Here is a 12,855-nt window from a genome sequence, read left to right as displayed (position 1 = left end):
ATATGTTGATTACCCAGACTATTAACCGGCAAGCCCAAGGAGTCCGTATGGATGTCGAGCTGTTAGAAATACGCCAGCATATGGGACGGTTTCCCCCTTTTGATGGGCTGTCGGACGATCTTCTTGATGCTATTGCTGAACAAGTGGAAGTGAGCTACTTCAAAACCGGTAGTAATATTTTAGAACTCAATGAGACGCTAAATGATCTTTGTTATATCCGCAGTGGCGCAGTAGAGGTCTATCGTAGCCAGGGCGAGCTTTATAATCGTCTAGGGGAAGGCGATATTTTTGGTCATTTTAGTCTGCTGCGTAACCATAAAGTGCGCTTCCCCGCCCAGGCTATCGAAGATACCTTAATCTACTTTATTCCTATTGCAGTCTTCCAGCGGCTGTGTGAAGAAGACGACCATTTTGCGGATTTTGTCGAGCTGGAGCGGCCGCGGCTGGAGACGGCTGCAGAACAGCAAAAGAAATCCAACGACATGATGGTCACGCGGATTCGTAAGTTACTGACCCGTTATCCAGTGATGGTCGAAGTCTCTACCAGTGTCCAGCAAGCAGCTCAGCAAATGAGCGAAGCTCAAGCCTCTGCACTGCTAGTAATAAAAGAAGGTAGCGATAACCCACGCTACAGCTTTAAAGATAGCGAAGGCCAAACCTGGCAGATGTGCGGGATTTTAACCGACAGTGATTTTCGCACCCGCATTGTAGCTGAGGGGCTATCGCCACAAACCTCGGTGGGCGAGGTAGTATCTTCGCGGCTCATTACGGTTCAATCCGATGCCTCTGTCTATGAAGCCATGCTGACGATGTTACGCAGTAATGTGCATCACCTGCCGGTGCTCTATCGTCAGCGTCCGGTGGGCGTCGTTCATCTTTCCGATATCATTCGTTATGAAACCCATAGCGGCCTCTATTTAGTTAGCAATATTTTTAACCAGTCCAGCGCCCAAGGGTTGGCGCGCTTAGCGCCCGATGTAAGAGCCGCTTTTGTGCGCATGGTGCAAGAGGGTGCCAACTCTCAGATGGTGGGCAGCGCGCTCTCCACCATCGGACGTAGCTTTACCCGTCGATTGCTGGAAATGGCTGAAGCAGAACTTGGCCCTCCACCTGTGCCTTACTGCTTTATGGTCAATGGTTCCATGGCGCGTAATGAGCAGAGCATCGTCACCGACCAGGACAATGCACTAATCCTCTCCGATGACTTTGACCCTGAACAGCATGACGCTTACTTTCACGCCCTGGCGAGCAGGGTTAGCGATGGTTTAGACGCCTGCGGCTACACCTACTGTAAAGGCGATGTTATGGCCACCAACACGCAGTGGCGTCAGCCGCTTCGTGTTTGGAAGCACTATTTTCAAGATTGGATGGCCAACCCTACGCCAGAGCGACTACTGCATAGCTCGATTTTTTTCGATTTAGACAGCTGTTATGGCGAAGATCACTATGTAGAAACACTCCAAGATTTGATTGCCGAAACGGCTCAAAAGTCACCGCTATTTTTAGCCGCCATGGCCCGAAACGCACTTAATCGTACGCCACCGTTAGGGTTTTTCCGCACTTTTGTGATGGAGCAGGATGGTAAGCACAATAACTCTATCAATCTAAAGCGCCGCGGTACGGCCCCCATGGTGGACTTAGTGCGTATTCACGCCTTGGCATGTGGTTCCAAAGCACAGAACTCTTTCCAGCGTTTGAATGACATTAGTAAGACGCAGCTTTTGGCAACCGGGATGCCCGACAAGCTGAGCTATGCCTTTGAATTTTTATGCATGTCGCGGCTGCGCCATCAGATGATCGACCTGCAAGAGGATCGGCTGCCGGATAACAATATCGAGCCTGAAAATGTAGAAGACAGCGAACGCCACACCCTAAAGGATGCATTTCAGGTGCTCAGTAACGCGCAGAAGTTCTTGAAGTTCCGCTATCCAATGCCCGCTCAGCGGCAGGGGCGCTAAAATGCTCGGTATACGCCCACGTCACAAAATTACTCGGGCAGACTGGGCAGGGTATATGGGCCAGCGGGCAGAACGGGCGGGTAATCCGGCGATTCAACAGTTTTTCAGTACCCCGCTGCCCGACCCTGAAACGCCCATTTCTGAGGTGCCCATGGTGGCGCTGGACATGGAAACAACCGGGCTGGATGAGCGTCGACATGCGATCGTTAGCATTGGAATAGTGCCGTTCACGTTACGTCGTATTAAATTGGCCGAACGTCGCTATTGGGTAGTAAAACCGCCAAGGCCACTGGATGAAGCTTCCATTGCCTACCACCACATTACCCACTCAGAAATTGCCCAGGCGCCGGACTTAGAGGCTATTCTGGACGAACTGCTAACCCAGTTAGCGGGTCGCTTAGTGGTCGTTCATTTTCGTAATATCGAACGCCCTTTTTTGGATGCAGCCGTCAAAGCCAGGCGTGGGGAAGGGGTGCTGTTTCCGATGATCGATACCATGTCGCTGGAAGCGCGGTTACACCGCCAAACCCTATGGGCGCGTTTTCGTCGCTGGTTGGGCCGCCCACCGGTTTCTATAAGATTGCACGCAAGCCGCGAACGCTATGGCTTGCCCGTCTATCAAGGCCACCATGCCCTGGTCGATGCGCTGGCAACCGCAGAGCTATTACAAGCGCAAATTGCCACCCACTATCGGCCCGACACGCCGTTAAAAGATATCTGGTGTTAAAAAAACGGGCAACCCACTGGGTTGCCCGTTTGCTTACTGGCTAGTTAAGCGAAAAGACGCTTTAGACCGCTTTTGGCTCGCTCATCAGCCCTTTGATAATGGCATAACACGCCACTAGCAAAATGATGGTGAACGGGAAGCCGGTAGAAACGGCCATGGTCTGTAGTGCCGTTAGACCACCGCCTAATAGCAGGGCAATCGCAATTGCGCCTTCAATGATTGCCCAGAACACGCGTTGAGGCTTAGGTGCATCGACCTTGCCACCAGCGGTAATCGAGTCGATGACCAACGAGCCGGAATCAGAGGAAGTCACGAAGAAGATAATCACCAGAATGATGGCGATGAACGAGGTGATTTGTGACAGCGGCAACTGCTCCAGCATGATGAAGAGCTGTAGATCGACACCAGCGTCACGTACGGCTTCAATACCCTCGCTGACATACTGATCAATGGCGGTGCCGCCGAAGGTGGTCATCCACAGTACTGACACCACAGAAGGCACGATCAAGACAGAAATCAGGAACTCGCGTACGGTACGACCACGGGATACCCTGGCGATAAACATACCGACGTACGGGGACCAGGAGATCCACCATGCCCAGTAGAAGGCCGTCCAGCCTTGGCTGAAGTTGGCGTCTTCACGTCCAAAAGGATTCGACAGCGCAGGTAGGTGAACGAAATAATTGAGCAAGTTTTCAAAGAAACCGGTCGCAATGAGCATGGTCGGGCCAACCGCAATCACAAAGAACAGCAGCAGCGCCGCCATAGCGATGTTGATCTTGGAGAGCAACTGCACGCCCTTATCAACGCCCGCCAGAATCGACCCAATAGCGATAATCGTGATACCCATGATCAGTAGGATCATGGTGATGTCGCTTTCTGGCGCGCCAAATAGGTAAGTCAAACCGGCAGCGGCTTGAGTAGCCCCTAGCCCTAATGACGTTGCTAGACCAAACAGCGTGGCAAATACGGCCAGAATATCAATTAAGTGTCCCGGCCAGCCCCAAACGCGCTCACCCAAGATCGGGTAGAACACTGAACGCATCGACAGCGGCAGACCCTTATTGAACGAGAATAGTGCCAACGATAGTGCGACGACCGCGTAAATTGCCCATGGGTGTAGACCCCAATGGAAAATAGTGGCTGCCATGCCCAGCGCTGCTGCACCGGCGGTATCACCCTCGGCGCCACCCAGTGGTGCCCAACTGCCACCGTCAAGCGAAGTGCCAAAGTGAGTTAGAGGCTCATTGACGCCAAAGAACATCAGGCCAATGCCCATGCCTGCGGCAAACAACATCGAGAACCAACCCATATAGGTAAAATCGGGCTTGGCATCGGCGCCACCAATGCGGATTTTACCTAATGGGGAAAAAATCAGGCCTACACATAAAATAACGAAAACATTGGCGGCTGAGATAAAGAACCAGGCTAGGTTGCCGGTCAAAAAGCCGAAAATGGCGTCATAAATAGGCGCAATGGTGTCTTGCAATGCTAGCGTAAGAATTACAAACAACAGCACCAAAATAGCCGAAATCGTAAATACCTTGCCGTGTAGGTCTAAATTTAAACCCATGGCATTCGTGGTGATATTGTCTTGGCCGATCACATAATCGGTATCAATCAGATTCGCCGGGCCATCGGGAGCAGGAATGCCCTCAGAGACCGGCTCTTCAGGGGGGCGTTTATCGTCGTGGTTATCCACTGGAGCCTCTCTAGTTCGATCAAGAATCGTCGATCAAAAAATGTTGAACAGAAACCAAAATGTGGTCATCAACCAGCATTACATGGTGCGCGTTAAGGCGCACACAATAGCAAATCTACTGGATCAGTGTTCAACGCATTGTGAACCATCGCGCTTAAAGCTGTGCTTAAAAGCGGCGCTTATAACGACAACAGAGGGCCGAAGCCCCCTGTTGTCGTATCTGCACCAGTGGCTTAGCTATCGAGCCACTCTTCTACCAAGTCTTGGTTATCTTCTACCCACTGCTTAGCGTTTTCGTAGGGATCGCTGCCGTCTTCCTGGTTCATGAGCATGACTTCACCCATTTGCTCAGGCGTCCATTCAAAAGCGTCGAGAATCGCATAGGCTTCCGGCATGTCATCTTCCAGGCCTTCACGAACCGCGGTATGGATCTGTTCAGCACCACCGTAAACATTTTCGGGATCGTCTAGATATTTGAGGTCAAAGCGGGCGAACATCCAGTGCGGCGTCCAGCCGGTAACAACGATGTTTTCTTCGTTATTAATTGCACTCGACAGTGCCGCCGTCATCGTGGCACCGCTACCGCTACGCAGATCAAGCTCAAGGTCATAGGTATCCACGACCTCTTCGGACAGCGCCATCAAGCCTGCACCAGGGTCAATACCGATGATCTCGCCATTAAAGCTGTCGGCGTTATCGTTAAGGTCAGCAATGGAGTCGACGTCGGTGTACGCAGGAACAACGAGGCCCAGCTTGGTGCCGTCCAGGTTGGGTCCCAGGTCTTCTACACTATCACCCAGGCGTTCCATGTAATCAGCGTGAGTTGTCGGCAGCCACGCAGCAACGATGGCGTCCGCATCACCGCTAGACAGCGCTTGGAACATGGCAGCAGCCGAAAGCGAGGTGAGATCAACCTCATAGCCTGCTTGTTCCAGCACTGCGGCAATTACGTTAGTGGACGCGACTTCAGATGACCACTCCACGTAGGCCAGGTTAATCGTGCCTTTCTCTTCTTCGGCGTGTGCTGCGCTGCTAACAGCGACGCCTGCACCGGCTAATAGCGCCAGTGAAGCAATACGGATACGGAGGTTCAATGTACGATGTTTCATTCACGTTCTCCCTTGGGTATAGATTTATTAATGTGACGATCTGCTGCCAAACACAGCATGGTTAGCCAGAAGCGACTTAGCAAGCCGTTGACTCAACGCAGCCGTTTCCGACATTTTGCTTTATTGACGCGTTTTTCTAAGCGACTGGGTTAAGCGGTCGAGCAGCATGGCTAGGATAACCACCGCAATGCCCGCTTCAAAACCATCGCCAGGGCGCAGACGCTGAATAGCACGCCATACTTCGCTGCCCAAGCCATCCGCACCAATCATGGCGGCGATCACCACCATTGAGAGGGCGAGCATAATGGTCTGGTTGATACCTGCCATGACAGTGGGCAGCGATAGCGGCAGCTGCACCTTAAACAGTTTCTGACCTCGCGTGGCGCCATAAGCATCGGCGGCCTCGATGAGTTCCACTGGAACCTGACGGATGCCCAGGGTGGTAAAGCGAATCGCCGGTGGCATCGAGAAAATCACCGTGGCAAAAATCGCTGAAACAGAGCCAATGCCGAAAAATGGAATAGCCGGAATCAAATAAACGAATGCCGGCATGGTCTGCATGAAGTCCAAAATCGGCATAATGACCCGATAAAGCCGATTGGATAGCGCTGCGGCAATACCGACGGGCAGAGCGATGACCACCGCCACCATGGTGGCAAACACCACCAGCGTGAGCGTCTCAATCATCGGGTTCCATAGACCCAGGTTCCAGATCAACGCGAGGCCAGCCACCGCGCCTATTGCCAAGCGAACGCCCGCTAGCTTCCAGCAGAGCAGTGCGATCAAGCCGAGCAGCGCCCACTCAGGCAGCCACATCAAGCTGTCGTTGAGTACATCAATGCCAGTTTGAGTGAAACGAGAGATGCCTCGGGTCACCGATGAGTATTCACTGGTCAACCAAGTCAGGCCGCTTTCAATCCAATCACCTAGCGGGATGCGTGGGATATCCATTATTGCTCTCCTGCCCGTGCCAGTTCATCGAGTACTGCGCCTTTAACCACCACGCCCAGCAATTGCTCCTGCTTATCAGTCACGGCGATGGGGAAGCTCTTTTCACTAAACATGGCAAAGAGGTTATGCAACGGCTCATCCATAGGGACTTTACGAAAATCCTGGGTTAAGTAGGGGATAATCGAATCGGCGCCTTCTTCAATCGCCCGGCTTGCAGCGTCGGCCTCAAGTAGGCCGAGCAGGCTGCGTTCACGGTCAACCACATAGATAGAGTCGATACTGTGGTCACGCATGCGGTGTAGCGCCGTGCGCGGCCCATCGCTTTCGCGGGCGGTGGAGCGCAGTGGTCGCATAGCACTTTCAGCGGTCAAAATACGCGCCCGGTCAACGCCTTCGATAAAGCGCCGCACGTAGTCATCTGCAGGCTTAGTCAGAATTTCTTCTGGCGTGCCGATCTGAACCACTTCGCCATCTTTCAACAGCACGATGCGGTCGCCAATATTGAGCGCCTCATCCAGATCATGAGTGATGAAGACTGTGGTCTTTTGCATTTTGGATTGCAGTTGCAAAAGCTCTTGCTGCATGTCCTTGCGAATCAGCGGATCAAGCGCCGAGAAGGCTTCATCCATTAACAGGACAGTGGCATCATTGGCCAATGCGCGGGCTAGGCCAACGCGCTGCTGCATACCGCCGGAAAGTTGATTCGGGTAGGCGTCTTCCCAACCCTCTAAGCCAACCTGCTTCAGCGCATCATGGGCAATTTTGTGACGTTCTGTTTTCTCTACGCCGCGAATTTCCAGACCGAACTCGGCATTCTGCTGCACAGTGCGGTGGGGAAATAGCGCGAAATTTTGGAATACCATAGAGAAGTGGCGGCGACGGCACTCCAGTAACGCTTTCTCTTTCAGCGTCGGAATGTTTTCGCCATCAATGATGATCTCACCTTCGGTGGTCTCAATCAGACGATTAAGACAGCGGATCAGCGTCGATTTTCCCGACCCCGAAAGGCCCATTATGACCAGCAGTTCGCCTTCATAAACGTCAAACGAAATATTCGATAGCCCCAGCGTCTGACCTGATTTCTCGAGAATTTCGGGTCGCTTCATTCCCTGGTTGCGCAGCTCAATGGCTTTTTGTGGTTGCTTACCAAAGACTTTACTTAAGCCGCGCACTTTAATTTTGACGGGTCGTGTTTCGTCCATCGGCGATGCCTTTTGTTGAGGAGAATGGCACGGGTCGTACTTAAGCCATTCATAAAGAAATAAGAGCTTGAGTTGGGTAATTTATTAAAAATTATTATACATAGGTAGGGGCTATGTGTCACAACGGCTCGTTAAACGGAACGATTGACGCCACATGTGCCATTTTTTACCCACCCATTTTTAGGTAAGCGAGAACTTGTGGACATGATCGTTGTTTTTTAAGTAATTGATTTAAAATAGTTTTTTATTTATTTTTTATAATTGGCACATTAAGTGTATGTACAGTAAAGAAGGTTAACGGTTAAAAAGAGCAGCTTTTTGTTTAGCTAGTTAGATATTTAGCCTAGTAGACGTAGATATTAACGGTGCCAGTCATGGAGGTGGGTATTATGGATAGTCATAACCACATTGAACATCAGCAAATCCCCAAGCGCCCACGTTGGTTAACGCTGTGTATGATGGCGACAGCAGCGAGTGTCATTGTCTTAGCGGGTTGCGGCGACAATGAAGAAGCTGCGCCACCCGTTGAGGAGACTACGCCCCTAGAACAGGACGCGACGACTCAGCCTGAAACGACCATGAGTCAAGAGCCAGAAATAGAGCAAGATCCAGGCTTGCCGGAAGAGTCAAGTTCACAAGGTTCCATGGATCAAGGTTCAACTCTGCAAGATAGTAATGATTCAGAAGCGTCAATGACTGGTCAGAATTTGCCTGAAAATACAATGGATGAGCCCGCAGACGGCACCGTTAATCCTAATGACGAGGAAGTTGGTTTTGGTGAAGGTACTGATCCTATGCCTGGCACCGACACAGAAGATGGTGAAGATGCGACCTCTACTCAGTAATTAGATTATCGAGTCGTGAAACGTTTTTTTTGAAATTGTGAGTAAAGTTACCGATCCCTACGATGGTAAATCGCATCAGCTGTCTGTTCCCTGCGGCTGCTCCACACGGTTTACCATCCTTTTCACCCCCGCGCCTGCGGGGGTTTTTTTTGACTCGCGTTTAGCTGACAGCCAGCTAAGGCTGTATCAATTACTCATCATTATCTTCTAAGCGGCGATAGAGCGTCCGTCGAGCAATTCCCAATACCTCAGCTGTACGCCGTTTGTTGCCGCCAGTTGCCTCTAAAACTTTGTTAATATAGCGTTTTTCAACTTCTTCCAAGCTAGGCCAGCGAATCGGAGGCGGGGCTGGTAGTTGGCCTCCAGCAAGAACTTCACCACTGACGGCAGGCACCAAAGGTGTACCCGTTTCCACCGTTGATTGCTCCCGCAGGCGCTCGGGTAAATCCTTGTGGCTAAGGGAGCCATCTTCGCTCAGGGTAACGCCACGCATAATGGCGTTCTCCAATTCGCGCACATTTCCGGGGTAGGCGTAATTAAGCAAGCTATTGAGTGCGGCGGGTTCGATTTGCTCAATCTGCTTGCCCTGTGCCTCAGAATGCTTATCGATAAGGGCAAAAACAAGGTGCTCGATATCGTTGCCTCGCTCGCGTAGCGGTGGAATGCGCAGCGAGAAAGTTTCCAATCGGTAGAAAAGATCGCTACGGAAGTTACCGTCCTCTATCTCTTTTTCTAGGTGGCGGTGGGTCGCCGCGATGATGCGTACATCGACAGGTTCTTCGCGCTCGCCACCCACCGGGCGGACGGTCTTTTCCTGCAGCGCCCGCAGTAACTTAGCCTGCAGATTAATTGGCATTTCACCTATTTCATCCAAAAACAGGCTGCCGCCCTGTGCACTGTGAAATAAGCCACGGCGCGCTTCATTCGCGCCGGTAAAGGCGCCTTTAACATGGCCAAAGAACTCACTTTCCATCAAGTCTGCTGGAATGCTGGCGCAGTTGACCGGCACGAATGGCTGGTCATTACGCGGGCTTTCCTGATGAATGGCTCGGGCGAGCAGCTCTTTACCGGTACCACTTTCACCCAAGATCAGAATCGGCGCATCGCTTTTGGCAAGACGAGAGGCGTCATGAAACAGCGCCTGCATGGCATGGCTTTTACCCACGATGCCGTGGAAATGGCTGATTTCCGCATCGTGTGACACCGCCAAACGCTGGCGCTCCAGTACCCGAAAGACGGCATCGCGAATAGCATCAAGATCAAGCGGCTTGGTTAGAAAGTCATCTGCGCCAAGCTTTAGTGCCTCAACGGCCTGATCAATGGTGCCAAAAGCGGTAATCACAATAATCCCCAGCTCGCTGCCCGCTTGGCGCAGCTGCTGAAGTAACTGGATACCTGTCATTCCCGGCAGGCGTACGTCGGTAATAACCAGTGAGACGGTGGTGTGGCTCAGTAAGGCAATAGCCTCTTCAGCGCTAGGGACGCCCAGCGTGGTATAGCCTGCATCCTGCAGCTCTTCCTCTAATAACTCACGTATAGCGGCGTCATCTTCCACCACCAATAAAGGTAAAAGGTGTTCCTGATGGGTCACAAACGTTTTCCTCACGCGGATGCGGTTTCACTAAGGGGAAGCGTAATCTCAAATCCAGCGCCGCCTAGGACGCTGTCAAACACGCCGATCGTGCCGCCGTGGTCGTTAATAATACGGTGTACCATTGAGAGCCCCAAACCACTGCCTTGTCCGACAGGTTTGGTGGTGAAAAATGGGTCGAATACTTTTTGGTGATGGGAGTCGGGAATGCCCGGACCATCATCTTCAACCCATAGTACTAATTCGTGGACTTGCTGCTGTGCTCGCACCCGAATACGGCTGACCTCAGGTGCTTGCGCGGCATTTCTCAGCAAATTGGTTAACACCTGAACAATTTGTTGCCCGTTGGCGAGTAAATTGGGTGTCGGTGTCGGTAATTCAATGTCTAGGCGAATATTGCGGGGCTCTAGTTCTTCTTCCACTAAATCACTGGCGCTCATAATAAGCTGATCAAGCGCAAGTTCGCCTTTCTCAACATTATGTTGTCGGCCTAACTCCATCAATTGACGCACAATTTCGACAATCCGTTCTACTTCACCGCGGATCCGCCCTAAGCGTGCGCGTTCGTCATCGCCAATAATGTCGCGGCGGGCCAAGCGCTGAGCCTGACCATTAATCACCGTGAGCGGCGCGCCTATCTCGTGGGCTACGCCTGCGGCCAGTACGCCCAGCTCAGCCAGTTTTTTCGATTTGCGCAGGCGTTTTTCAAGCTCTATCTCACGCCGCTGGCGGTCTTCGATCTCGTGGTCTTTCTCCGCCATTGCGTCCAGCATGCCATTTAACCCAGACGCGAGGCGACGGTATTCAGTCGGGCCGTCTTCGGCGGCGCGTTGACTGCGATCACCATCCTCTACCAATAACATTACGTGGAGTAAGCGGTTAAGCGGGCGCTCAATATGTCGACGGAAGCCCCACCAAATACTAAATACAATCCCGGCGGCGCCAATCACAAATACCAACACGGCCACGATACTGATAAAACCAGTGTAGTTCTCAATGCCCGTATTGAGTCGATTAACCTGCAGTACGCCATACACAGTGCCATCTTGTGAGCGCAAAGGTGTCAACGCAGAGTAGTAATTCCATCCATCGTGCTGTCGATAGTTACTATATAAGTCATCACGCTCAATGACTTGCTGAATCTCTTCCTGGCTGAAAATATCTTTACCCAGACCTAGTCCGTATATATCGCGCCCGTCGGTATCAAATACGTAGGCGCCATAAATGCGATGGAAGGAGAATGCCGATTGTAGCGCTTCCTCAAGTGGGGTATTGCTGTCGGGAGTGACCGCGTAGCTGAGCGAAGAGCTCAGCGTACGGGTAATGATTTCGACCTCCGTTTGCAGCTTCGAACGGACGTTATCCTCAAGCGACTTAATCGCCACTAAGCTAAATACCACTAGGATGACAAACAGCGGAACGATCACTGTTAAAATAATCAAATTGCGTAGTCGCATGCGGCATCCATGGTGGTATTAATACGATTTAGTATCAGCGAGTGAATGGAGCTCTACGGATTCGCTGGCGCAAGACGGTATAAGCCGCCCTGGGGGTCGTCGGTAAGCAAATAGATGCCATCCGGCCCTTGGCGAACATCTCGGATGCGGCCAATTTCACCATTTAAAATTAGTTCTTCTTCGGCCACGCTGCCGTCCTCTAAGCGCAAGCGCAGAAGTTTCTCACTGCCTAGCCCGCCGGCCAATAAGTTTCCTTGCCACTCGCCGAAGGCGTCGCTGGTCACTTCTGCAAGCCCGGCGGGCGCAAAACGACCGTCAAAGACGTAAACCGGATCAACCATGCCTGGCAATGAGTGTTCACCAATCGGTTCATTCGTGGCGTAATCATTGCCCTGAGTAGCCTCTGGCCAACCATAATTATTGCCTGCTTCAATATGGTTCAGTTCGTCACCGGTACGTGGACCGTGCTCTGACGCCCAGGCTTCACCGTTACTCATCACGGTCATACCCTGGATATTGCGGTTACCCATGGAGTAGATTTCATCCAACGTTGCGTCATCATTCACGAAAGGGTTGTCATTCGGCACGCCGCCGGTGGCGGTAAGGCGCAACGTTGAGCCAGCATGGTCATCGCTAGCCTGAGCGCGGGGCGGCTCGCTACCACGGTCGCCGATGCTCATCAGTAGCGTGCCATCGGGCAGCCATGCTAGCCGCGAACCATAGTGGCGGCCAGGCCCGGAGGCCCGATCCTGTTCAAATAGGTGTTCCACCTCGCCCAACTTATTGCCCTGCCATTTTACCCGCGATAGCGCTGAGCGGCTGTTATCGCCCTCAGGCTTGCTCCAGGTGAAATAGATCCAGTCGTTTTCACCATTGTCGCCCTTAAAGTCAGGGTGCAAAACCACATCTAACAGGCCTCCCTGGCCGCGAGAACTCACTTCTGGCATTCCTTCCAGCGTAGTGGTCTCACCACTTTCGGGGTCGATAAGATTCAACTGCCCGCTGCGTTCGCTCACTAAGTATCGGCCATCGGGTAAAAACGCCACCGCCCATGGGTGCTCCAGCCCATCCGCAATGCGCTCGATGGAAAGGGTGAGGTGATCGGTTTCCAACGATTCCTGCACGACGTCTGCATGGGCTGTATTAATAGCGCCCGCCAGCATGAGTCCACTGATGCCTGCCCAAACCCCAGGGGTGAAGTGGCGGGAAGTGTGATTGCTCTGGTTGGTATTATGCATCGTCTGCCCCCTGATCGTGTGATTACCCGTTATCGTTGGAAATAGTCTAGCAGTGACTCTAGGCCACCGTCTGCG

The 12,855-nt window shown here is 52.2% G+C and carries 10 protein-coding genes; 3 read left to right on the top strand and 7 right to left on the bottom strand.

Going from position 1 to position 12,855, the window contains the following annotated elements; translation table 11 throughout:
- Positions 1-47 precede the first annotated feature (47 nt).
- Together AC5TBW_RS14010 and AC5TBW_RS14005 are read left to right on the top strand one after the other, a co-directional pair.
- Entirely contained in the window at positions 48-1,958 is a 1,911-nt protein-coding gene (locus AC5TBW_RS14010) for a DUF294 nucleotidyltransferase-like domain-containing protein (RefSeq protein WP_495509149.1), read from the top strand.
- A gap of 1 nt (position 1,959) precedes the next feature.
- Complete coding sequence (locus tag AC5TBW_RS14005) at positions 1,960-2,685, top strand: 3'-5' exonuclease (RefSeq protein WP_495509148.1); 726 nt, start codon at positions 1,960-1,962, stop codon at positions 2,683-2,685.
- Positions 2,686-2,746: 61 nt separating this feature from the next.
- Here the strand turns inward: AC5TBW_RS14005 and AC5TBW_RS14000 are convergent, their stop codons facing one another.
- The 4 genes from AC5TBW_RS14000 to AC5TBW_RS13985 all read right to left on the bottom strand — a co-directional run bounded on the left by AC5TBW_RS14000 (position 2,747) and on the right by AC5TBW_RS13985 (position 7,649).
- The gene (locus AC5TBW_RS14000; RefSeq protein WP_495509147.1) at positions 2,747-4,387 is read right to left on the bottom strand and encodes a BCCT family transporter; all 1,641 of its coding nucleotides are present in this window, start codon (positions 4,385-4,387) and stop codon (positions 2,747-2,749) included.
- A gap of 233 nt (positions 4,388-4,620) precedes the next feature.
- Positions 4,621-5,496 carry a glycine betaine ABC transporter substrate-binding protein gene (locus AC5TBW_RS13995; protein ID WP_495509146.1) on the bottom strand — a complete coding sequence of 292 codons (876 nt, stop codon included), beginning with the start codon at positions 5,494-5,496 and terminating at the stop codon, positions 4,621-4,623.
- A 120-nt stretch (positions 5,497-5,616) separates the two neighbouring features.
- Positions 5,617-6,447 carry an ABC transporter permease gene (locus tag AC5TBW_RS13990; RefSeq protein ID WP_495509145.1) on the bottom strand — a complete coding sequence of 277 codons (831 nt, stop codon included), beginning with the start codon at positions 6,445-6,447 and terminating at the stop codon, positions 5,617-5,619.
- Positions 6,447-7,649: a quaternary amine ABC transporter ATP-binding protein gene (locus AC5TBW_RS13985; RefSeq protein WP_495509144.1), complete on the bottom strand. Its 1,203-nt coding sequence runs from the start codon at positions 7,647-7,649 to the stop codon at positions 6,447-6,449. Before AC5TBW_RS13985 ends, AC5TBW_RS13990 begins: the two co-directional genes overlap by 1 nt.
- A gap of 389 nt (positions 7,650-8,038) precedes the next feature.
- On the opposite strand from AC5TBW_RS13985, the gene AC5TBW_RS13980 reads away from it, so the two are divergent.
- Positions 8,039-8,494: a hypothetical protein gene (locus tag AC5TBW_RS13980; RefSeq protein WP_495509143.1), complete on the top strand. Its 456-nt coding sequence runs from the start codon at positions 8,039-8,041 to the stop codon at positions 8,492-8,494.
- A 190-nt stretch (positions 8,495-8,684) separates the two neighbouring features.
- On the opposite strand, the gene AC5TBW_RS13975 is transcribed toward AC5TBW_RS13980, so the two are convergent.
- The 3 genes from AC5TBW_RS13975 to AC5TBW_RS13965 are packed head-to-tail and all read right to left on the bottom strand — an operon-like array spanning position 8,685 to position 12,780.
- Positions 8,685-10,085: a sigma-54-dependent transcriptional regulator gene (locus tag AC5TBW_RS13975; RefSeq protein ID WP_495509142.1), complete on the bottom strand. Its 1,401-nt coding sequence runs from the start codon at positions 10,083-10,085 to the stop codon at positions 8,685-8,687.
- 11 nt (positions 10,086-10,096) lie between these two features.
- On the bottom strand, positions 10,097-11,542 hold the full coding sequence (locus tag AC5TBW_RS13970) for a sensor histidine kinase (protein WP_495509141.1): 1,446 nt from the start codon (positions 11,540-11,542) through the stop codon (positions 10,097-10,099).
- A gap of 53 nt (positions 11,543-11,595) precedes the next feature.
- Positions 11,596-12,780, bottom strand: a complete 1,185-nt coding sequence (locus AC5TBW_RS13965) for a PQQ-dependent sugar dehydrogenase (protein ID WP_495509140.1) — start codon at positions 12,778-12,780, stop codon at positions 11,596-11,598.
- Positions 12,781-12,855: the final 75 nt, after the last annotated feature.

Source organism: Vreelandella sp. ssv (assembly GCF_059448525.1).
Note: the sequence above shows the minus strand (reverse complement) of the source record. Positions and strands in the feature narration are given on the sequence as shown.

What these genes read in the sequence shown, in the direction of transcription:
- AC5TBW_RS14010 (WP_495509149.1), top strand. Translation starts at nt 48, where the DNA reads ATGGATGTCGAGCTGTTAGAAATACGCCAGCATATGGGACGGTTTCCC.
- AC5TBW_RS14005 (WP_495509148.1), top strand. Translation starts at nt 1,960, where the DNA reads ATGCTCGGTATACGCCCACGTCACAAAATTACTCGGGCAGACTGGGCA.
- AC5TBW_RS13995 (WP_495509146.1), bottom strand. Translation starts at nt 5,496, where the DNA reads ATGAAACATCGTACATTGAACCTCCGTATCCGTATTGCTTCACTGGCG.
- AC5TBW_RS13990 (WP_495509145.1), bottom strand. Translation starts at nt 6,447, where the DNA reads ATGGATATCCCACGCATCCCGCTAGGTGATTGGATTGAAAGCGGCCTG.
- AC5TBW_RS13985 (WP_495509144.1), bottom strand. Translation starts at nt 7,649, where the DNA reads ATGGACGAAACACGACCCGTCAAAATTAAAGTGCGCGGCTTAAGTAAA.
- AC5TBW_RS13980 (WP_495509143.1), top strand. Translation starts at nt 8,039, where the DNA reads ATGGATAGTCATAACCACATTGAACATCAGCAAATCCCCAAGCGCCCA.
- AC5TBW_RS13970 (WP_495509141.1), bottom strand. Translation starts at nt 11,542, where the DNA reads ATGCGACTACGCAATTTGATTATTTTAACAGTGATCGTTCCGCTGTTT.
- AC5TBW_RS13965 (WP_495509140.1), bottom strand. Translation starts at nt 12,780, where the DNA reads ATGCATAATACCAACCAGAGCAATCACACTTCCCGCCACTTCACCCCT.